Here is a 20694-nt window from a genome sequence, read left to right on the forward strand (position 1 = left end):
TCAACTGGCGTCGGAGCCGAACATCGCGTCGCGGTGAGATTCGAGCAACGCGATAAAGGCCGCAGCGACTTTGGACATCGGCCTCAACTTCGGCGTAAAGAGCATATATTCGAAATGGACCTCCGGCGCGAAATCACGGACCGTAAGGCCGCGCTCGGCATAGTCCGCTGCGGTCACGGGGTTGAGAATCGAACACCCGACCCCCTGCATGACAAGCGCGCAGATGGTCATCGCATATTGGGTTTCGATGACCATCTCGCGGTGGACGCCCGCGTCCTCGAAAATGCGGTCGATACGGTGACGCACGCCGTCCTCGAGCGCGAGCGAAATGAAGGGTTCACCTTCGAGATCGGTCGGCCGGATGACGTCCCTGGCCGCGAGCCGGTGGCCGGCCGGGAGAACGCAGGCGCCGGCGCAGCGCAGGAAGCGCTCCATCCTTATGCCGGGCAATTCGCGCGCCGGGGTCGCGAGCCCGATGTCGAACTGCTGGTTCGCCATCCATTGGCGCACTGTCGAGGAACTGCGGGTCTGCAACTGGACGGTGACGCCGGGATGTGTCTCCCGAAAGGCCGCAATTACGCGCGGCAGGAAACTGACCGCGAGCGCTGGAAGGGCGGCGATCCGGAGCGTGCCGGTCGCCATGTTGCGGATATCCTCCGCGACCCGCTTCAGGGCTGCAATACCCGAGAAGCTCCGCTCGACTTCGTAGAAAAAAGCGTCGGCTTCGGGCGTCACGGTGAGCGCGCTGCCGCGCGAGCGCAGGAAGAGCTGAAAGCCCAGCTGATGCTCGAGCTCGGCGAGCATCTTGCTCACCGCGGGTTGCGAAAGGTTAAGCGACTGCGCGGCCTTTGTGACCGATCCCGAGAGCATCACAGCCCTGAAGGCTTCGAGGTGACGCAGGTTCATCGGACTTTGCTCCCTATAGCTATTTCTTATGGCACTAGCAGTGAAAGCCTGATTTATGAATAGGTCGCACGCACCGCGCCGCTGGCTTCCGGCGCTGCTCGCCGCCGGCGCCCTGTTGCTGAGCGGCTGCGACCGAGAGCCTGCCGGCACTGGCGGACATGAAATCGCCGCAGCGAAGGGATCGACGCTTGCGCGGATTCGCGCGCGCGGAACACTCAATTGCGCCATACATACGGGGCAGCTCGGCATGTCCTATCTCGACCAGCGCGGACGCTGGCAGGGGTTCTTCGTCGACTACTGCCGGGCGCTCGCCGCTGCGGTCCTTGGCGATGCCCGCAAAGTCCGGTTCATGCCGGTCGCCTCGAACAAGCGCTTCACGATCGTGCAGACGGGCGAGGCTGACGTCCTGTCGCGGACGACGACATGGACGCTGACACGCGACACCGACCTCGGGGTGAATTTCGTCGGCACCATGTACTATGACGGGCAGAGCTTCCTGGTGCCCCGCCGATCGGCCGTGCGTCTGCCAGCGGATCTCGACGGAGCATCGATCTGCATCACCAAGGGTACGACCTCCGAACTCAACACCGCCGAATATTTTGAGCGCAAGGGGCTGCGTTTCCAATCGGTCGTGTTCGAGAATCCCGAGGAAGCCAAGCTCGCCTTCTTTGCCGGGCGGTGCGACGCGATGACCACGGACGCCTTCACGCTGACGGTGATCCGCCTGGCCGACACCGCGCATCCCGACGATTATGTGGTGCTGCCCGAACGGCTTACCAAGGAGCCGGTCGGCCCCGTCGTGCGCAGCGACGACGAGCAATGGTATGAGATCAACAAATGGGTGCTGAACGCGCTCTTCGCCGCCGAGGAAATGGGGGTCACCCGCGCGAATGCAGCGCGCATGCGTATGGCCTCGCGCGACCCCGAAGTGCGCAAGATGCTCGGCGGCCTGCCCGGATTCGGCAAGTCGCTCGGCCTCGACGATGGCTGGGCGTATCGGGCGATCGAGGCGACCGGCAATTATGGCGAAATCTTTGACCGGCACATTACGCCGCTCGGCGTCGAACGCGGACAGAATAAACTCTATCGGGACGGCGGGCTGATCTACCCGTTGCCGATGCGATGACCGATACACAGAGGCGGCTTGCCATTGCTGCGGTGCCTTGGCTGCTTTTGGCGGGCGGTCTTGTGGCCGCCTACGGCCTGTTTGCGACATTGACGGACAATCTCGCGGATCGAAATATCCGGACGGGGTTCGACTTCCTGTTCGACCGGGCGGGCTTCGCGATCGGTGACACACTGATCGCCTACGCGCCGGGCGATTCCTATGCGGCGGCACTGGCGGTGGGTCTTCTCAACACGCTTCTGATATCGGCGCTCGGTATAATCTTCTCGACATTGCTCGGTCTCGCGGTCTGCATGGCCCGCTTGTCCTCCAATTGGCTGCTTGCGAGGCTCTCTGGCCTTTATATCGAACTTGTTCGCAACATCCCGCTGCTACTCCAGATGTTCGTCTGGTACGCGGTGCTGCTTTTCGGTCTGCCGGGCCCCGGTTCGGGAGCCGTAGGTGCGTTCGACCTCGACAATCGGGGATTGCACCTCCCCGCGTTCACGCTGGCCGATCCGGGAAGGGCGGTCCTGCTCACCGCTATTGTCGCCTGTGCGATCCTGCTGGGTGCCGCGCGGCGAGGAGCCGTTCGCACCCGCACTACGCTGGCCTTCGCTGGCATCGCCCTGTTGCCGCTCTTGCTGTGGGGCGGGATCGATTTGCCGCGGGCGGGGCGTTTCGGAACTAGCGGCGGATTGTCGCTCTCAACCGAGTTTCTAACACTGGTCGCCAGCCTTTCGGTCTATGCTTCGGCCTATCTGGCCGAAATATTCCGCGGCGCGATCCTCGCCGTTCCCGCAGGGCAGAGCGAAGCCGCCAAAGCACTCGGTCTGTCGCCCGCACAAACGATGGGACGGATCGTGATTCCGCAGGCACTGCGTATCGCCATACCGCCGATGACGAGTTGGCATCTCAACACGATCAAGAACAGCTCTCTGGGGGTAGCGATCGGTTATCCCGAGTTTGTCTCGGTGGTCGACACCGTCATCAGCCAGACAGGCCAGGCGATCGAAGGCGTCGGCCTGATCGTCGCGACCTTTCTCCTGCTCTCGCTGTCCTTGTCGTTCGTTACCGACCGCTATGCCCGCCGGTTGGGCTGGAGCGCTGCCGGGCAGCCCGGCCGCAGCATCCAGTCGTCGCCCCTCGAACCCTTTCCGCTGCGCTCGGTGGCCGCGTGGCCGTCGTGGATGCGGCGCAATCTCTTCAAGGGATGGCGCCAGTCGATATTGACCATCGCGATCCTCGCTATGACCGCGGCTTTCGTCGGCAGGGGACTCTCGTGGCTGCTATTCGACGCGACCTTCGCCGGGGGCGCCGCCGATTGCCGGTTGGCCAGCGGTGCTTGCTGGCCGTTCCTCCGCGAAAATGCGAGGCTCATATTGTTTGGCACCTATCCCGAAGCCGAGCAATGGCGGTCCGCCGCAGCGGCGGCCGCGCTGCTTTCGTGCCTTGCGTTCTCCTTCGTTCCCCGATTTTGGCGCAGCCGCCTCGGGCTTGTCTGGCTCGGAGCAATCGCCGTGGCGGTACTGCTGTTACGAGGAGGGTTCGCGGGCCTTCCTTATGTCCCGATGGAGAAGTGGAGCGGCCTGCCGGTCACATTGCTGCTCGCGAGCCTTGCGGTGGTCGGCGCTTTTCCATTGGCTATACTCCTCGCGTTCGGCCGCAGGTCGATGCGGCGCGGGGTTCGCTGGCCGAGCATCGCTTTCATCGAGCTGGTTCGCGGAACACCCCTGATTGGGGTGCTCTTCCTCGCTGCGGTCCTGTTCCCGTTGTTCGTGCCCTCCTATCTCTCGATCGACAGCCTGCCACGCGTCCAGATCGCGCTCATTCTCTTCACTGCCGCCTATATGGCGGAGGTCATCCGGGGCGGCCTGCTGGCCATTCCCGTCGGACAGGCCGAGGCGGCCCATGCCCTTGGCCTCACCAAATGGCAGACGCGGCGCCACATTCTGTTGCCGCAGGCCCTGAAAGTCAGCGTGCCCGGGCTGGTCAACACATCGATCAGCGAGGTCAAGAATACAACGCTCGTCCTCATCGTCGGCGTCTTCGATTTGTTGCAGACGACCCGCCTCTCCTACGTCGAGGCGCAATGGCGACCCTATTTCGCCGAAGCCTATCTTTTCACCGGGGCAATTTTCTTTTTCCTCTGCTTCTCCCTGTCCCGGCTCAGCATGAAGATCGAACGGAAACTAAACTATGCAGGATAGTCATGACGGAAAATGGCCCGAGGAGCCGGCGAGCCCGAAAGGAACCGCCTGGCAAGATCCGACGCGTGCCGTGCACGGCGGTCCCCGCCCGCGCGATCAGCGGGGCCTTATCAATCCGCCCGTCGATCGAGCTTCCACCATTATCTACGACAGCGTCGACGCCTATATGGACCGGCACCAAGGGCTCTACGACGAGGTCATCTATGGCCTCTACGGAACGCGAACGACCTTTGCGCTTGCCGAGGCTGTCAGCGAACTCGAAGGCGGCTGCGCCACTGTCATCACCTCGTCTGGAACCAGTGCGATCGCGCTAGCGCTCACCGCTTTCGTGGCCAGGGGCGACCATCTGCTCGTTGCGGATTGCGTCTATGGGCCGACCCGCAAGTTTCTGACCGACGTGCTCGCGCGCTTCGGGGTCGAGGTGGAATATTTCCGCCCCGATATCGGGGCGGAGATTGCCGGGCTGTGCCGCAGCAACACCCGGCTCATCTATATGGAGACCCCGGGGTCGCAGACATTCGATATGATCGACGTGCCCGCGATCACAGCGGTTGCACGCAGCCGGGGCATTTTGACCGCTCTCGATAACACCTGGGCGACACCGCTTTTCTTCAAGCCCTTGGCCCATGGCGTCGACATCTCGCTTGCCTCGGCAACCAAATATCTCTCGGGGCACTCCGACTGCCTGCTCGGCACGATGACGGCCGCCAGCGATGCCGTCTACCGCCAGCTCAAGGACGCGGCGGCGCGCTGGGGGAACTGTGCGAGTCCCGATAATTGCTATCTGGTCCACCGCGGCATCAGGACGCTCGATGCACGCCTTGAACGCCACCAGCGCACCGCCGCAATGCTGATCGACTGGTTCGCTGAGCAACCCGAAGTGGTTGCGGTCCGCTATCCGGCTCATCCCGCCGATCCCGGCCATGCTATCTGGAGGCGGGATTTCACCGGTGCATCCGGATTGTTCGGTGTTCAGCTCGATGGTCTTACCCCGGCGGAAACCAGTGCCTTTTTCAATGAATTCTCACTATTCCAACTCGGTTCGAGCTGGGGCGGTTTCGAAAGTCTCGCGGTTCCGGCGTGGCCCGCCCCGATCCGTGATTTTCCCAATGGCGAGGCGGATGGGGCGCTGATCCGTATTCACGCCGGCCTCGAAGCACCGCAGGATCTGATAGCCGACCTCGCCGCAGCCTTCGCGCGGGTACGGGCGCTGCGCGGTCAGGGGCGGGCGTCATGACCGACGCCTCGGGCCACGCGGCCGTTAGCTTGCGGCAGGTCGACAAATATTATGGCGCCTATCACGCGCTCCGCTCGATCGACCTCGAAATCGCCCCGCGCGAGCGGATCGTGATTTGCGGGCCTTCAGGCTCCGGCAAATCGACGCTCATTCGCTGCATGAACATGCTCGAGGTGCCCGACTCCGGTGCCGTACTGATCGAGGGAGCCAAGATAACCGGCGCGTCGCGGGAGGCCGCCGCGGCGCTCCGCGCCGTCGGCATGGTCTTTCAACAGTTCAATCTGTTCCCGCACATGACGGTGCTGGAGAATTGCACCCTCGCGCCCGTCCTGCTCGGCGGCTTGTCACTTCGGGAGGCGGAAGCGCGCGCCATATCCTATTTGGACAAAGTAAGGATTGGCGATCAGGCGGGCAAATATCCGGGACAGCTTTCGGGAGGGCAACAACAGCGGGCCGCGATAGCCCGCGCTCTAACGATGGAACCCCGGATTCTTCTCTTCGACGAGCCGACCTCGGCGCTGGATCCCGAAATGATCAAGGAGGTGCTCGATGTGATGACGGCCCTTGCCGGCGAAGGACGGACGATGGTGTGCGTGACGCACGAAATGGGATTCGCGCGCGAGGCGGCCGATCGCATTCTTTTCATGGACCAAGGGCAGATCATCGAAGCCGCAAGTCCGGCCGATTTTTTCGCCGCGCCGAAAAGCGAGCGCGCACGCACCTTTCTCGATCAGATACTTTCACATTGAGCGGTTCATGCGGGTCGCTCCAAGGTGTGCCGGCCTATTTGTCATGTCATTTCATGAGCAAGCTGAGCGAGGGGGCAATCGGCTCCATGCGTGACAGGGCTCTGGCCAGCAAAAAAATTTCAAAATCGATGAGGGGTAGAGCGTCGGGATGCGTATTAAATACGTATCATGCGCCCTGAATATTCGTGATAACTAATTGATATGATTCAATAAATTCCTATTGACCTGTATATACATTTGATGCTCTCTGAGGGGAATCAGCCAACCAACAGGGGGTTTCGCTATGATGACCAGGACATTTTTGCTCGCCAGCGCCGCTGTGGTCGCTACCTTTGCAACGCCGGCCCTTGCGCAGAGCGGTGCTTCTGGACAGGCCCCAGCCGCCGAGGATGCGCCCAACGGTTCTGACATCGTCGTGACCGGTTCGCGCATCCGCCGGCAGGATCTAGCCGGGGTCGGCCCGGCCACCGTCGTGTCGGCCGAGCAGATCGAGAATACCGGCCTTGTCAATATCGAGACCGTGCTGCAGCGCCTCCCCGCCAATGCGGGCTTCGCGGGCAACCAGACCTCGGCCTATTGGGCGAACAACGGCTATGGCACCGCGCAGGTGAACCTGCGCGGTCTCGGCATCAAGCGCACGCTGGTGCTCCTCAACGGCCGCCGTCTCGTCGCGGGTGGTACCGGGGCGAACTCGTCGCCCGACCTCAACATGATTCCCGTCGCAGCGCTCGCGCGCACGGATGTGCTCAAGGACGGCGCCTCGGCCATCTACGGTGCCGACGCTATGGCGGGCGTCGTCAATCTCGTGACGCGGACCGACTATGAGGGTCTTGGCCTCAGCGTGCGTCAGGGCATCACCGAAAAGGGCGACGGTTCGGATTCCACCGCCGACCTCCTCTGGGGCATCCGCAATGACCGCGGCGGTTTCATGGCCGCGGTTACCTACCAGAAGACCAAGGCGGTCAACATGGCCTCGCGGGCGCCATGCTCGCTCGCAGAGACGACACCCGGGTCCCTGAGCTGCGTCAACAGCGCCTCGACGATCGGCGGGCGCGCCGTGCTGCCGAACGGGCAGCAGATCAACTTCAACCAGGTGCCGGGCGGCAACGGCAATTTCTTCGAGCCGTACAGCGCGGCGAAGCATAATTTCAATTCGAACCCGTTTCTGAACGCGGTAAGCCCGGTCGAGCGCGTCAGCACCGCTTTCTTCGCCGACTATGATCTGACCGATAATATCGAGGCGTTCGGCGAGTTCCTCTACACCTTCCGCAAATCGAACCAGATCGCGACGCCGGGAACGCTGCGTAATCTGTCGATCGCGGCGAGCAACCCGACCAACCCGACGGGACAGAATATTGTCCTCATCCAGCGCCGCCTCGCCGAGCCCGGCCCGCGCCAATTCTTCCAGGAAACCGACACCTGGCAGGGCACCTTCGGCCTCCGCGGCAAGCTCTCGAACAATTGGGGATGGGAAATCGCGGGCGCGTTCGGCCGCAACACCGCGGTCGACGGTTCGACGAACATCGCCAATCTCGAGCGTGTCCGCAACACGATCGACACGACCAAGTGCAGCCTCGCCGCCGGCGCGACGATCCCCTGCGCCGACTATCTCGGCTTCGGCGACCTGACGCCCGAGGTACTCGACTATATTCTCTTCACCTCGCGTGATCGCGGCGGCAATGAGCTCGCGACGGTCACGGCCGACATCAATGGCGATCTGTTCAAGCTGCCCGCGGGGCCTGTCTCCTTTGCGGCGGGCGTCGTCTACCGCAAGGAGAAGGGCTGGCGCGATCCCGATCCGCTGACCGTGCTCGGCATCGCCAATACCAACCAGCAGAGCCCGATTTCGGGAACGAGCATCGCCAAGGAAGCCTATCTCGAACTGTCGGTGCCTATCCTCGCCGACAAGCCCTTCTTCCAGTCGCTTACCCTCGACGGCGCGGTTCGCTACTCGAACTACGACCTGTTCGGCAGCGACTGGAACTACAAGGGCAGCGTCGACTGGGTCATTAACGACAGCTTCCGCCTGCGCGGGACCTATGGCACCGGCTTTCGCATTCCCAACGTCCCCGAACTGTTCGGCGGCGTGTCCGAAGGCAATTTGACGACGACCGATCCCTGCTCCCGCTACTCGACCAGCGGCAATGCCGGGCTGATCGCCAACTGCCGGGCATCGGGAGTCCCGGCGAACTATGTCCAGCTCGGTACGACGATCCTGACCACGGTCGGTGGTAACGAGAATTTGCAGCCCGAAAGTTCGACCACCTGGACGGTCGGGACGGTCGTTTCGCCCAAGGGGCTGATCCCGGGCCTGTCGCTCACCGCCGACTGGTTCGACATCAAGATCAAGGACGCGATCCGCGCGATCCCCGGATCGACCAAGCTCGCCATCTGTTATGCGAGCACGAATCTGTCGCATCCCTTCTGCGACGATTTCACGCGCAGCCCGCTCACCGGCGAAGTGACCTTCCTGTCGGCGCAGCCGATCAACACCGGTCGCGAGGAAATGAACGGCCTCGATCTCGGTCTCGTTTACGCGGGCGGCATCGGCAGCGTGAATATCTCGCTCGACGTCAACCTGACCTACCTCAACAAATATGTCGTGCTGCCTTTCCCCGGCGGCGCTCCGATCGATTTCGACGGCTTCATCGGGGGCGGCAATGGCGGCTATTCGAAATGGCGCGGCTATGGTGTGCTGACGGCCGAAAAGGACGGGATCAGCGCGACCTGGTCGACCCAGTGGGTCGGCAAGGCGACCGACTTCAATGCGGCGCCGGGCGAAATCGGCTATCGCACGCCGAACGTCTTCTATCACAATCTCCAGCTCGCCTATGAGATCGACGAGAAGACCCGCTTCCAGCTTGGTGTCGACAACCTCTTCGACCGCAAGGCGCCCTATATCCAGAGCTTCACCGATGCGAACACCGACACGATGACCTATGATCTGCTCGGCCGGCGCTTCTATGTCGGTTTCCGCACCGCCTTCTGAGGAATTGGGGGATGGCGATACGTTGGCCGCTGCTCGTTCGGCGAACGCATAAATGGCTGGCGCTGGTCGTGGGCGTCCAGGCGTTGCTCTGGACGTTGACCGGCTTCTACATGGTGGTCGTTCATATCGACACAATCCACGGCGATCATCTGGTGCGCACCCCCGTCGCCCAGCCCTTCGACCTCGATGGCCTCGCAGCGCCGTCGAAGGTCGTCGCGGCCGCGCCGGGAGTGTCTGAGATCCGTCTCCAGCGCTTTTTCGGTCAACCGGTCTGGCGTGCTGAAACGCCCGAGGGCGCGCGGCTGTTCGATGCGCGCTCGGGTGCGCCGCTGCCTGCTCTGACCGAGTCCCAGGTCCGCGAGCAGGCACGGCGCATTTATACGGGTGACGGCAAGATCGTGTCTGTGCGGTTGCTGACGAAGGCGCCGCAGGAGATGCAATCGCGCAAGCCGCCTTATTGGCAGGTCGAGTTCGAAGGCTGGAACCGCCCGACGCTCTATCTGTCGCCGCAAACGGGCGAGCTCATCTCGCGCCGTCACGCGCTGTGGCGCGTCTTCGATTTTGCCTGGATGCTGCACATCATGGACTATGACGAGCGGACCGACGTCAACAACCCATTGCTTCGTGTCGCGACCTGGAGCGCCTTTGCGATGGCGCTGACGGGTGCCTGGCTGCTGATCTGGTCCTTCAAACGCCGCAAAAGGAAGCAGGCATGAAGAAGATTCGCCTGACGCCGCTATTTTTCCGGCGCATCCACAAATGGGTCGGCCTGATCCTCGGGCTTCAATTCCTACTCTGGGCGCTCAGCGGCTCGGTGATGGCGCTGCTCGACAAGGACAAGGTCGGCGGCCACGGCGGCGGCATGTCGCACGCGCATCCGCTACCGGCCGGGGAATATTTCGGCGTCGCGGGCTTGCCCCGCGGTGAGCCCGTTACTGGAGTGGTTTTGCGCGATCTGGGCCTCCGACCGGTCTACGAACTCCGCACCGCCAAAGGCGTGCGGCTCGTCGACGCCACGAGCGGCGAGGATATTCGTGTCGACGCAGGGATGGCCCGCGAAGTCGCATCGATGATGAACGAAGCACCGATCCGCAAGGTGAGCGTGATTGCAAAGCCCAACCTCGAATCGCGCGACCATGAAGGTGCGATGTGGCGCGTCGACTTTGCCGATGCCGAGAATAGCAGCGCCTATATCTCACTCGACACCGCGCGCTTCCTCGTGATGCGCGGTGATACCTGGCGCACTTGGGACTTCTTCTGGATGCTGCACAACATGGATTATGTGAACCGGAAGAGCTTCAATCACCCGCTGATCATCTTCGTCGCATTCGGCGCGCTGTGGTTGTCTGGGACCGGCTTCTATCTGCTCTTCAAAAGCTTCAGCCGCGCCGATTTCCGCTGGCTACGCCGTCGCCGTAAGCCCATCGTTACTCGCAGCACGGCCTGACCGGTCAGTCTTCGACCGAAAACGCTGCGGAAAGCTCGAAGCGCGTGCCGGGATGGGAGAGCCAGGCGTGCGACACCAGCCGACCGTTGCTCCAAGTCCGCCGGGTCATGCGCAGAACCGGTTCCCCCTCGTTGAGACCAAGCATGCCGCGCGTACGCGCGTCGGGCATTTCCGCGCGGACGCGGTGCTCGACCCGCTCAAGCGGCGCAGTGCGCGTCAGATACTCGTTCGGGGTCAATTGCGTGAAATCCAGTGTACCATAATCGGGCGCGGCGGACGCGAGCACGAACCGCTCTTCGAGCTGGATCGGGAACTCGGCCTCGTGGTGGACGATGATCGAATGGAAGATTTTCGTGCCCACCGGCACCTCTAGCAGCGCGGCGGTCTCCGCGCTGGCCTTCTCCTCGACGTTCTGGATGACCCTCGCGCGGTAGTCATGGCCGCGTCCGCGAATCTCCTCGGCAATGTTCCGAATCTCGATCATATGGCCGATCGGCTTCGGCTCGGCGATGAACGAGCCGCTGCCTGCGCGGCGGACGATGATACCTGCCGATTGCAACTCCCGAAGCGCCCGGTTCGCCGTCATGCGCGAGACGTCGAACTGCCCAACCAGATCGGCTTCCGATGGCACGCGGTCGCCCGGTTTCAAACGGCCGTCGCGGATGGCATCATGGATGCTTTGCTTGATCGCCGCGTAGCGCGGTGGGGCATCCGGGGAAGCACCGTCGGCAGACCGCTGGGCGCTGTTCGAGTTCAGTCGAGGCATAAGATCCATCACCCGTCTATACAGGTGGAATCATTCGGATTCCAAGCGTTCCGATGCCAATTTCCGGTAGATTCCTTGCGAAGTCATATGATTGCAAGAAACGATTTGCGGCATCGGGGCGACTGGTGCCGTCACCGGCGATTTGTGACGGCAAGCCATCTCGCGAAATTACTATTGGGGCTTGCCGATGGCAGCCAAAAGCTCCGTTGCCTTGAGTGAAGCTCGGCGGTCAATTAGCCCTGACTCCAATGATGCCGGGAACGGGCGGATATGAGCATCGACTGCTTTCCTATCGTCTCGCGCGGCTTGCGATCGGAATTCAAGCTTCCCTCCAAAATCTCGCAAGCCTGTCCCAGCTAGGCTGCCTCGCGCCTTGGGGCCTCCTGTCGATCAAGGAACTCGGCGAGGGCCGCCTTCCGCGATGCGCGATCGAGTGAGTATGCACGCTGTTTGAAAAACTTTCCGTCGAGCAGCGCGGCAATGTAGCCGGCCACCGTGTCGGCAGCCATAATCAGTGCTGCGTCGAGGACGTGGATATATTTGCTCGTTACCGACCCCTTCGCATGACCCATGAGGGCGGCGATAGTGACCTCGGTGAAGCCGAGGTCATTGCCGATGCTCGCGAAGCTGTGGCGCAGGACGTGAGGAGTGACGCCCTCAAGTGGTGAGCCAAGGAAAATCTCGTTCCAATGGTTGGGAAGCCCGCCGAATGCGGTGTCTTCGCCGCGTGGCCCAGAAAATACATAGGTGCCATTGTCGTCGCTCTCACGCGATTCCAGAAACTCGACGACCGGCAAACCGACGGGACGGACCGACTTTCCCTCCTTGCTTTCGGCGAGGCGAAGGCAACTTCCATCGATATCGACATCACACCATTTGAGATTGATAATCTCACCGCGTCGGCAGCCCGTAAGTGCGATTTGCCGAATGATATCGATGGTCGGGCCGAACTTCTCGATTTGCGCAGCGGCCTTGAGCATGCGGCCAAGAATTCGATACTCGCCGTCGTTGAGGCGGCGCGAGCGGACATTGTCTTTGGGGCGTTTGATGCCATGCGCGGGATTGCTGTCGATGATGCCGAGATCGACGGCATAAGTTAGTATTCCGCCAATCAATCCAAGCGTTCGAGCCGCGGTGCCTGGCCCACCACGCACATTGGCGCGGCCGCGGAGTTTTTTGGTCTTGATGAAGGCTTTGGTCTTGCCCGCCATGATATCGCGCATGGCTTTGGTGAGGATCGCCTTGGAGAGGTCCTTGACCCTGCGGGACCCGAGGAGCGGTATGACGTGCCGTTCGATCCGGCCCAGATCGATGTCGACGGTCGATTGCTTCTTGGGACGGCCTCCCTTGCCCAGTATAAGCCCGTCCCTGAGATCCTGCATGTAGAGTTCGCAGAGCTCCTTCATCGACATCGCTTTGTTGAGCTCGGCCCGTTCTTCGGCCGGGTCCTCGCCCTGAGCAACTCTACCGAGTTGGGACTTGGCCTCGCGCCTGGCAGTCTCCGGAGTCCAGATGCCGTGGATGCCGATTGTATAACGCCGCGAGCGGCCTCCGGCGCGATACTGAATGAGATAGCTGCGCTTTCCGGTGGGGAATATCCGCAGCCCGAAGCCAAGTAGTTCTTCGTCCCACAGGACATAATCCTTCGTCTCTGCTACAGCTGCATCGACAACGCGCTTGGTCAGTTTGACCATCGAGCCAACTCCGGTTTGGCCCGGTTTTCGCGTAAGCACCACGTAAGCACGCGGAAGGAAATCGGGGCGAATTCAAGGTTACGGCAGCGCAGATCGACAAATCAAGAATAGCGTTGTATTATAGTGGTTTAGGATATAAAAACTTGCTCTGGCGTTGGCTGGCGCAAACATGCTAGTACCCCCTCCGAAGGCAGAGGCCAGGGGTTCGAATCCCTTCGGGTGCGCCATTTTTCCTTAGGAAAGCTGCGGTTTTCGGGAAGGTGGCGAGATAGATCCTGCAACATCTTGCAGGAACAAGCAGCGATTTTCGCGCGATCCGTACAATTCCCGTACAGCATGTTCCCTTGCCGTTCTCTCTGCGATGTAGAGCATTGCGCGAACAAATGGCATGACCGCGCGGTCCGAATCGAAGTAAAAGCTCCGCGATTCCAAAGCTTAGGGGTGTCTTGGACGTCGTCGAAGATCGCAACCCGCCTTGATTAGAGGAGCATTTGAAATGCCGACCGCCGGCGAGCCTTCTCGCTGATGGCCACCGCTGACCTCAAAGCGACTGTTAGACAACAATGCCCTCAAGACATGGGGCGCATCAGGCGGCTTGCAGATTTGCCTCCTTGGCCGCATTTGCCGGATCGATCGTTACGCCGGGGCCGGCCGTACCGAACCTGCGCTCCACGCGAATGCCCATCGATTGCAGGAAGCCAGTGGATAGCTCGCCGCCCGCGCAAATGATGACATCGTCGTTCGGCAGGTCGAGCAGTTCGGCGTGATGCCGGAGCGCGATGGCGCCATGTCGCACCTCCTCCACGGACGATTGGAGATATAGCGTTACCCGGCCCTCCTCCACCGCGGCAGCGATCGCGTCGCGATTCTGCCGTCGCGTCCGGCTAAAAGCCTCCCGCCGATAGGAAAGGGCGACCTCGGTGCCCGGCTGCTCGGCCAGCGCGACAGCGGCCTCGATCGCGCTGTCGCCGCCGCCGACGACCAGCACGCGCCGGCCGGCATATTGCGCCGGGTCGGTCAGGCGATAGACGACGTTGCTCCGCTCCTCGCCCGGCACGCCCAGCTTGCGCGGGGTTCCGCGCCGGCCGATCGCCAGCAGCACCCGCCGGGCGCGATACACGCCGTGCGCTGTTCTGACTGTAAAGCCCCGGTCGCCGGGCGTGATATCCACCACTCTTTCGTTGCAGCGGATATGCAGCCCGGTCCGGTCGATGACGTCCTGCCATATCCCCAGCAACGCTTCCTTGCGGATTTCACGGAAGCGGAGTTCCCCGAACAGCGGCAGTTTTACCGGTGCGGTCATAATCAGCTTGTTGCGCGGGAAATGCGCTACGGTTCCGCCCAGGCTATCTTGCTCGACCGTTTCGAAACGCAGGCCGAGTTCCATCGCCCGCAGGCTGGCGGCAATACCCGCCGGACCCGCGCCGACGATCATCAGGTCGAGCATGTCGTGCGCATCATCGGCTTCGTTCGCGGCGGCGATCGCGTCGACAGCCTCGGTCCCCTGTTTCACGGCGTTGCGGATCAGCCCCATGCCGCCGATCTCGCCGGCGAGATAGATACCGGGGACATTGGTTTCGAAATCGGGACTGACGAACGGAATGTCGATGCCGCGCGTGGCCGTGCCAAAGACCAGCGACAGCGCGTCGGCCGGGCATGCCTGCTGGCAGGCGCCGTGCCCGATGCAGCGGGTCGGGTCGATGAGCGTGGCTTTCCCCTCCAAAAGACCGAGCACGTCGCCTTCGGGGCACGCCAGCACACATGCCGAACAACCGATGCATTTGGCGGTGTCGATGACGGGGTGGAGCGAATTGGGCTCGGTCAGCCCGGCGTCGCGCGCATCTTCCAATATGGTGTGACTTTTGCGCTCGATCGCGCGGTGCCGCGCCCAATAGCTCAGCCAGATGGGCAATGCCGGGAGCGCGTAGGCGAGCGCCGCCGTGTCAAACGGCAGTCTTGGTAACGCCAAGAGGGCGTCGGCGAAAACCGCCGGGTCAAAGGGCATTGCGACTCCATCATATGTCTGCGGATTTTTCCGCTATTTTCCCCTCTGGATGCCCTCCGCGGCCCTAAGAGCCGTCATTGCCACAAGAGGAAAGACCCCCTGCGCTCGGCGGTGCGGCATTCGCGTCGATGGGAGGTTGGGGCCGCGTCTCTGTTCGGCGCTCGGGGCGGCGAGCGATATGGATTTTTGACCAAAGCCGCGTTCAGTTCTTTTGAAATCAATGTGCAAAATATGGAAGGAGTAGGCCAAATTATATAGATAGACTAATAATTTGTCATGCCGAAGAGGGAGGTCTAGCCTAGTAAACATGCCCTAGAGGGTGGACCAAAATGGAGTCGGAACAGCTCACTCTCGCAGCCAGAGAGGCGTCGGCACCCCAAAGGAAAGCAATTGTTTCTTTTGAAACAGTTTTTTCCTTCCTTATTTTATTGTTCATACCCGCCGCCATCCTGTGGGGCTGGTGGCATCGCGCGGAATTGCCGACGCCCGAGGATGGCCTTGGTTATGCTCTCGGGATCATCGGCGTGACGATGATGGCCATCCTTATGATCTATCCGCTCCGCAAAAGGCTGACCGGAGCAACATGGATGGGATCGGTCGGCACCTGGTTTCGCATCCACATGCTGCTTGGCCTGCTCGGGCCGCTGGTCATTCTTTACCACGCGCGCTTTACCTGGGCGGCGACGAACAGCGGTGTCGCGCTGCTTGCCTTGTTGGTGGTGGTCGCAAGCGGGCTTTTCGGGCGCTTTCTATATGTCCATATCCATCGCGGATATTCGCAGCGAAAGCTGGAAGTTCGCGATTTTCTCGACGAACTTGGCGAATCGCGGCTCCTGCTCGACGCCGATGGCGACGCCGGTCACCTTATCGTCGGCTATCTTCGCGAGCTTGAGCGGCACGCCCTGGAAAAGCGGTCCAACCTGCTTCATGGCGCGTTCGCGGTGTTTTCCATCACGGTCCGCACCTGGCTGTTCGCCTGGCGCCTTCGAGGTGTCGTGCGCACCGAACTGGCACGGGAGGCTTCGCTTCCGGGCCGGCGGGCGACGACCGACAGCCAGGCGTTGATCGATCACCTGACGCGCTATCTGCAATCGATCCGTGACGTCGGCGGGTTCGCCTTCTACGACCGCCTGTTCCGGGCCTGGCATTATCTGCACGTGCCGCTGTTCCTGTTCCTCGCGATGACCGTGGCGCTGCACGTCCTCGCCGTCCATATGTACTGATGTCGCGGACCTCGGTCCTTGTCGGCGCGCTCGTGCTGCTGGCGATGATCGGGGGACTGCTCGCGTTGCGCCCGACGTTGGAGCGGCTGGTCAGTCCGGGCCCGCTGCGCCCCGCGCATGCGAAGATCGAGGCGCGCTGCGGCGCCTGCCATTATTCCTTCACCCCGTCGGCCGAGAATGGCAAGTGCAAGGCTTGCCATGCGGGCGTCGCCAACGATGTCCGCACGCGCACCGGCTTTCACGGTCGCACGCCAGCGGCCGCGAAACAGCAATGCCGTGCCTGCCATCTCGAGCATCAGGGCGCCGTCCAGTTCGCCGCGAACCTCAAGGGCACTGGCTTCGACCATGGCAAGACCGATTTTCCCATCCACGGCAAGCATCGCGGTGTCGCCTGCGCGAACTGCCACAAGTCCGGAATGAAGTTTCGTGCCGCGCCCGCCGCCTGCGTTGCCTGCCATGTCAAAGACGACGTCCATCAAACCCGTTTCGGTAAGAATTGCGCCAGCTGCCACAGCGAAAGCGGCTGGAAGATCATCCATAAGTTCGATCACGCGGCGACCGGTTTTCAATTGGTCGGCGCGCATCAGACGACCGCTTGCGCCGATTGCCATGTCGCCAATCGCTTCGCCGGAACGCCGAAACAATGCGTCGCCTGCCATCTGGCGGACGATGTCCACAAGGGGCGCAACGGCACCGACTGTGCCAGCTGCCACACCCCGCTGAGCTGGAAAGGCGCCCTGTTCGACCATGGGCGGACGCGTTTTCCGCTCGTCGGCCAGCATCGCGCGGTCCCCTGTACCGCCTGCCACGGCGCCCGGAACGAGCGGCTGCGTCCGCCGATGCAGTGCGCCGCCTGTCACCGAAAAGACGATGTCCATAAGGGCGTCAACGGCAGCAACTGCGCGACCTGCCATTCGCCAGCGAGCTGGAAAGGCGCGTTTTTCGATCACAACAAGGCGACGCGTTTTCCGCTGCTCGGGGCGCACAAGCGGGTGCGCTGCGCCACCTGCCACGTCAAGCCTGTGCACAGCTTCAAACCATCGCGCGAATGCGCCGGATGCCATGTCCGCCAGGATCCCCATCAGGGCAAGCTGGGGCGAAATTGCGCGGCGTGCCACACGCAGGACCGCTGGCGGCCGGCGCCGGGCTTTCATCATGCCGCGACGCGCTTTCCGCTGACCGGCGCCCACAGCCGCGTCGCGTGCGCCGATTGTCACCGGAATATGCAGTTCCGCGCCGCGGGTGTCACATGCGCCAGTTGCCACGCCGACATCGCGCACAAGGGCCGGTTCGGCACGCCAGCGAGGTGTGAGACATGCCACACGACCGCGCGCTGGACCGGCGCGCGGTTCAACCATGATCGCACGGGTTTTTCGCTGACCGGCCGCCATGCCCGGCTCGCCTGCAACAGCTGCCACACCAGGCCGGCGGCGACCGCGCGGCTGCCGGTGGGCTGTTACGGCTGCCACAAGGCCGACGATCATCACGAAGGCCGTTTCGGCACGAAATGCGAAACCTGCCATGTCGGGGGCGACAGCTTCAAGACGGTGCGCGTCCCCGCGAACGCGCGCCGCCATCCGGATTTCGACGGGAGGCACCTGCGATGATCAAAGCCTGGATCGCCCTGCTGGGCTGTTTCCTTGTCGCCGCGCTGGCGGCCGCGGCGACGTCCGAGCCGCCGCCGATCAAGGTCATCGACCGCTATGACCATATCTCGACGGGGTTCGTGCTCGACGGGCGGCATGCCGAAATCGGCTGCGACACCTGCCACGCCAAGGCGGTGTTCCGCGGTACGCCGCGCACCTGCGCCGCCTGTCACAACAATGTCCGCGCCGAGGGCAAGACGTTCCGCCACATCCCCACGACCGATGCGTGCGAAAGCTGTCATACCACCAAGGACTGGCTGACCGCGCGCTTCGACCACAGCGGCGTCGTCACCAACTGCGTCAGTTGCCACAATAATTTCCAGGCACCCGGCAAGACCGCCAACCACCCGCCGACCAGCAATCAATGCCAGGATTGCCACCGGGCGATCCATTGGAACCAGCTGTTGCCGGGAGCGGCGCCATGAGCGCGCATGCCGCCTTTGAAGCCTTGCTCAAGATCGCGCTCGCGCTGTTGTTGCTGTTTTGGGCGAGCCATGCCGGGGCACAGCGCAGCGGCGACAAGGTGTTGGCCGACGCAAGCGCCGCGGGCACCATCGACTGCCCGACCGTGACGATTCACTTCACGGGTCCGATCCGTTACAGCGGCGCGGCCCCGACCGACCAGGGAATGGACGTGCGATTGCGGGTCGAGATGGTGCAGCTCGGCGCGCGTCCCGATCGCGATTTCCTACCGGTGCCCGATGGCACGCCGCTGGTCCGTTCGATCGTCTATGAAGCCGACGCCGTCGGCGGGCCGGTGCTGACGATCGGTTTTCGCACGCTCACCCGCTTCGAAATCGCGCTGGGACATGACTCGCAAAGCTTGGTGCTGTCGCTGCGCAACACCGCCCTTCAAGGCGGCTGCCCGGTCGAACCGGCTGCGGACGGCGCCGTTGCGCCGCTGGACGGTGACGAATTGCGCCGTCTCCAGGCCGTGGCCGAGGAAGCCGTGGCGGCCGGCCAATATGAAGCGGCCGGTGACGCGCTCGACCGCATCCTTGGCCAAGGCGACACCGATTATGCACCGCGCGCGCTGGAACTCAGCGGCATGATCCACGAACGCCGCGGCGAACGCGGGCCGGCGCGGCTGCGCTATGAGGAATATCTGCGGCGTTTTCCGGGCTCGCCGGGCGCCGACCGGGTCGGGCAGCGGCTGGCGGCGCTGGGCCGGGGCGGCGGGGGCGAGCCCGCACGGCCGAGCTTGGACGGGCGCGAGTGGCGCACCACCTTCTCGGGCGGTCTTTCGCAATTTTATTCGCGCGATACCAGCCGCAATGTTTTCGTCGATGCGCGCCGGCCCGATCCGATCGAGGAGATCGACCGGCGCGTCAATATCGACCAGTTGCTGACCGCGATCGACATCAACATGGCGGCGACCAACGGCGAAACGCGGTTCAGCGCGCGCGCCGCCGCCAGCTATACGCTCGATTGGCGGCCGGTCACGCTTGTCGGCTCCTCGCGCAGTTCGGGCGACGACACCCAGCGCATCGCCGCGCTGTACATCGATGCCCAGCATTATCGGCTTGGCCTTTCGGCGCGGATCGGGCGGCAGTCGCTGTTCGGCTCGGGCGTATTCGGCCGGTTCGACGGCATCCGCGCGGGATGGGAGATCGATCCGTCGTGGACGCTCCACGCACAGGCGGGGCGTCCGGTCTTTTCGACCCGCACCGACCGGATCGTGCATGACCGGCATTTTTATGGCTTCACGCTGGGCTATGCGCCGCGCGACAAGCCGTTCGAGCTCAATGCTTATTGGTTCGATCAAAAAAGCGGCGGGCTGACCGACCGGCAGGCGGTCGGCGTTGAGGCGCGCTATAGCACGCCGGGGGTCGCTTTGTGGGGGCTGGTCGACTTCGACGTCGGCTTTGGCAAGCTCAGCCATGCCTTCCTGAACGCCACCGTGCCGCTGCGGGGCGGCGGCAGCCTGGGCGTGCAGTTCGACCAGCAATATTATCCCCAACTCTCGCTCAGCAACAGCGTGATCGGCCAGTCGGTGCACCGCCTCGGCGAGCTCAAGCAGCTGTTCACGCGCCAGACGCTGGAACAATGGGCGCGCGATCGATCGGCACGAACGCGCAGCCTGTCGGTGGTTTATACGCAGCCGCTGACACCCAAATGGCAGGCCAATCTCGACCTCATCCTGTCGCGTACCGACAGTATCCCGGCATCGGGCGGGGTCGATGCGGTCGCGGGCAGCGGTACCGAAACTTATCTGGGCGCGCAGATGACGGGCAACGGCATCGTCAGGAAAGGCGACACGCTCATCTTTGGGGTGCGCCATGCGCGGACGGCCCGTTTCAACATCATTTCGTTCGATTCGGCGGCGCGCTTTCCCGTGGGGCCGGTCAGCTTCGAGCCGCGATTCCGTTTCGCGCGGCGCTCCGATCGCTTTGGCCCGGGCGACCAAAATGCCTATCGCCCCAGCCTGCGCGTCACTTACGCCGCGTCGACGAAGGTGGCGCTGGACGCCGAAATCGGCTTCACCTTCCTCGATCAGCGATGGTCGGACGCGGCGTTCGTCGGCAAAAGCGAAGAGCGCGCGACGATCTTAAACCTTGGCTATCGTGTTTCGTTCTAGCGTCGACGGACGATTGTGCGTGAGGGCAGACGATCATAGGCCGGCCAGCGTCTGCTTCTCACGAACCGCGCCCAGAAGCCGACAGTCCGCTACCCGTCAATGACGATAATCCGCGAAGGCCGATTCACGCCAGTCTGTC

At 62.8% G+C, this 20694-nt stretch carries 15 protein-coding genes; 11 read left to right on the top strand and 4 right to left on the bottom strand.

Going from position 1 to position 20694, the window contains the following annotated elements; genetic code table 11:
• Positions 1-906, bottom strand: coding sequence for a LysR substrate-binding domain-containing protein (locus FG91_RS04535; RefSeq protein ID WP_037512521.1), 906 nt, complete (start codon positions 904-906; stop codon positions 1-3).
• A gap of 55 nt (positions 907-961) precedes the next feature.
• On the opposite strand from FG91_RS04535, the gene FG91_RS04540 reads away from it, so the two are divergent.
• From FG91_RS04540 to FG91_RS04570, 7 genes are all read left to right on the top strand, one after another.
• On the top strand, positions 962-2032 hold the full coding sequence (locus tag FG91_RS04540; protein ID WP_037512524.1) for an amino acid ABC transporter substrate-binding protein: 1071 nt from the start codon (positions 962-964) through the stop codon (positions 2030-2032).
• On the top strand, positions 2029-4221 hold the full coding sequence (locus tag FG91_RS20840; protein WP_235211940.1) for an ABC transporter permease subunit: 2193 nt from the start codon (positions 2029-2031) through the stop codon (positions 4219-4221). The genes FG91_RS04540 and FG91_RS20840 overlap by 4 nt, the downstream gene beginning before the upstream one ends.
• Positions 4211-5458 carry a cystathionine beta-lyase gene (gene metC, locus FG91_RS04550; RefSeq protein ID WP_052187307.1) on the top strand — a complete coding sequence of 416 codons (1248 nt, stop codon included), beginning with the start codon at positions 4211-4213 and terminating at the stop codon, positions 5456-5458. The genes FG91_RS20840 and metC overlap by 11 nt, the downstream gene beginning before the upstream one ends.
• On the top strand, positions 5455-6207 hold the full coding sequence (locus FG91_RS04555; RefSeq protein WP_037512525.1) for an amino acid ABC transporter ATP-binding protein: 753 nt from the start codon (positions 5455-5457) through the stop codon (positions 6205-6207). The genes metC and FG91_RS04555 overlap by 4 nt, the downstream gene beginning before the upstream one ends.
• Before the next feature lie 283 nt (positions 6208-6490).
• Positions 6491-9196, top strand: coding sequence for a TonB-dependent receptor domain-containing protein (locus FG91_RS04560; RefSeq protein ID WP_037512529.1), 2706 nt, complete (start codon positions 6491-6493; stop codon positions 9194-9196).
• 11 nt (positions 9197-9207) lie between these two features.
• Positions 9208-9912 (top strand): PepSY domain-containing protein, encoded by a 705-nt coding sequence (locus FG91_RS04565; RefSeq protein WP_037512531.1) that lies wholly within the window; start codon positions 9208-9210, stop codon positions 9910-9912.
• A complete protein-coding gene (locus tag FG91_RS04570) occupies positions 9909-10643 on the top strand; it encodes a PepSY domain-containing protein (protein ID WP_037512532.1) in 735 nt (244 codons plus the stop codon). The genes FG91_RS04565 and FG91_RS04570 overlap by 4 nt, the downstream gene beginning before the upstream one ends.
• A gap of 4 nt (positions 10644-10647) precedes the next feature.
• Here FG91_RS04570 and hutC read toward each other — a convergent pair whose 3' ends face one another.
• From hutC to FG91_RS04585, 3 genes are all read right to left on the bottom strand, one after another.
• A complete protein-coding gene (gene hutC, locus FG91_RS04575) occupies positions 10648-11418 on the bottom strand; it encodes a histidine utilization repressor (protein WP_235211942.1) in 771 nt (256 codons plus the stop codon).
• Positions 11419-11765: 347 nt separating this feature from the next.
• On the bottom strand, positions 11766-13103 hold the full coding sequence (locus FG91_RS04580) for a tyrosine-type recombinase/integrase (RefSeq protein WP_037512534.1): 1338 nt from the start codon (positions 13101-13103) through the stop codon (positions 11766-11768).
• A gap of 586 nt (positions 13104-13689) precedes the next feature.
• Complete coding sequence (locus tag FG91_RS04585; RefSeq protein WP_235211943.1) at positions 13690-14952, bottom strand: NAD(P)-binding domain-containing protein; 1263 nt, start codon at positions 14950-14952, stop codon at positions 13690-13692.
• Positions 14953-15437: 485 nt separating this feature from the next.
• On the opposite strand from FG91_RS04585, the gene FG91_RS20845 reads away from it, so the two are divergent.
• From FG91_RS20845 to FG91_RS04605, 4 genes are read left to right on the top strand one after another with little or no spacing between them, the layout of a single operon-like run.
• Positions 15438-16331, top strand: a complete 894-nt coding sequence (locus tag FG91_RS20845; protein ID WP_152568001.1) for a hypothetical protein — start codon at positions 15438-15440, stop codon at positions 16329-16331.
• Complete coding sequence (locus FG91_RS04595) at positions 16331-17938, top strand: hypothetical protein (protein WP_052187309.1); 1608 nt, start codon at positions 16331-16333, stop codon at positions 17936-17938. The genes FG91_RS20845 and FG91_RS04595 overlap by 1 nt, the downstream gene beginning before the upstream one ends.
• Positions 17935-18402 (top strand): hypothetical protein, encoded by a 468-nt coding sequence (locus tag FG91_RS04600; protein ID WP_052187310.1) that lies wholly within the window; start codon positions 17935-17937, stop codon positions 18400-18402. Before FG91_RS04595 ends, FG91_RS04600 begins: the two co-directional genes overlap by 4 nt.
• Positions 18399-20555, top strand: a complete 2157-nt coding sequence (locus FG91_RS04605; protein ID WP_037512535.1) for a tetratricopeptide repeat protein — start codon at positions 18399-18401, stop codon at positions 20553-20555. Before FG91_RS04600 ends, FG91_RS04605 begins: the two co-directional genes overlap by 4 nt.
• Positions 20556-20694 lie beyond the last annotated feature (139 nt).

It is taken from the genome of Sphingopyxis sp. LC81, assembly GCF_000756375.1.
In the GTDB taxonomy this organism is placed as follows: Bacteria; Pseudomonadota; Alphaproteobacteria; order Sphingomonadales; family Sphingomonadaceae; genus Sphingopyxis.

What these genes read in the sequence shown, in the direction of transcription:
- FG91_RS04540 (WP_037512524.1), top strand. Translation starts at nt 962, where the DNA reads ATGAATAGGTCGCACGCACCGCGCCGCTGGCTTCCGGCGCTGCTCGCC.
- FG91_RS04565 (WP_037512531.1), top strand. Translation starts at nt 9,208, where the DNA reads ATGGCGATACGTTGGCCGCTGCTCGTTCGGCGAACGCATAAATGGCTG.
- FG91_RS20840 (WP_235211940.1), top strand. Translation starts at nt 2,029, where the DNA reads ATGACCGATACACAGAGGCGGCTTGCCATTGCTGCGGTGCCTTGGCTG.
- FG91_RS04605 (WP_037512535.1), top strand. Translation starts at nt 18,399, where the DNA reads ATGAGCGCGCATGCCGCCTTTGAAGCCTTGCTCAAGATCGCGCTCGCG.
- FG91_RS04600 (WP_052187310.1), top strand. Translation starts at nt 17,935, where the DNA reads ATGATCAAAGCCTGGATCGCCCTGCTGGGCTGTTTCCTTGTCGCCGCG.
- metC (WP_052187307.1), top strand. Translation starts at nt 4,211, where the DNA reads ATGCAGGATAGTCATGACGGAAAATGGCCCGAGGAGCCGGCGAGCCCG.
- FG91_RS04580 (WP_037512534.1), bottom strand. Translation starts at nt 13,103, where the DNA reads ATGGTCAAACTGACCAAGCGCGTTGTCGATGCAGCTGTAGCAGAGACG.
- FG91_RS04595 (WP_052187309.1), top strand. Translation starts at nt 16,331, where the DNA reads ATGTCGCGGACCTCGGTCCTTGTCGGCGCGCTCGTGCTGCTGGCGATG.
- FG91_RS04570 (WP_037512532.1), top strand. Translation starts at nt 9,909, where the DNA reads ATGAAGAAGATTCGCCTGACGCCGCTATTTTTCCGGCGCATCCACAAA.
- FG91_RS20845 (WP_152568001.1), top strand. Translation starts at nt 15,438, where the DNA reads ATGGAGTCGGAACAGCTCACTCTCGCAGCCAGAGAGGCGTCGGCACCC.
- hutC (WP_235211942.1), bottom strand. Translation starts at nt 11,418, where the DNA reads ATGGATCTTATGCCTCGACTGAACTCGAACAGCGCCCAGCGGTCTGCC.
- FG91_RS04560 (WP_037512529.1), top strand. Translation starts at nt 6,491, where the DNA reads ATGATGACCAGGACATTTTTGCTCGCCAGCGCCGCTGTGGTCGCTACC.
- FG91_RS04535 (WP_037512521.1), bottom strand. Translation starts at nt 906, where the DNA reads ATGAACCTGCGTCACCTCGAAGCCTTCAGGGCTGTGATGCTCTCGGGA.
- FG91_RS04555 (WP_037512525.1), top strand. Translation starts at nt 5,455, where the DNA reads ATGACCGACGCCTCGGGCCACGCGGCCGTTAGCTTGCGGCAGGTCGAC.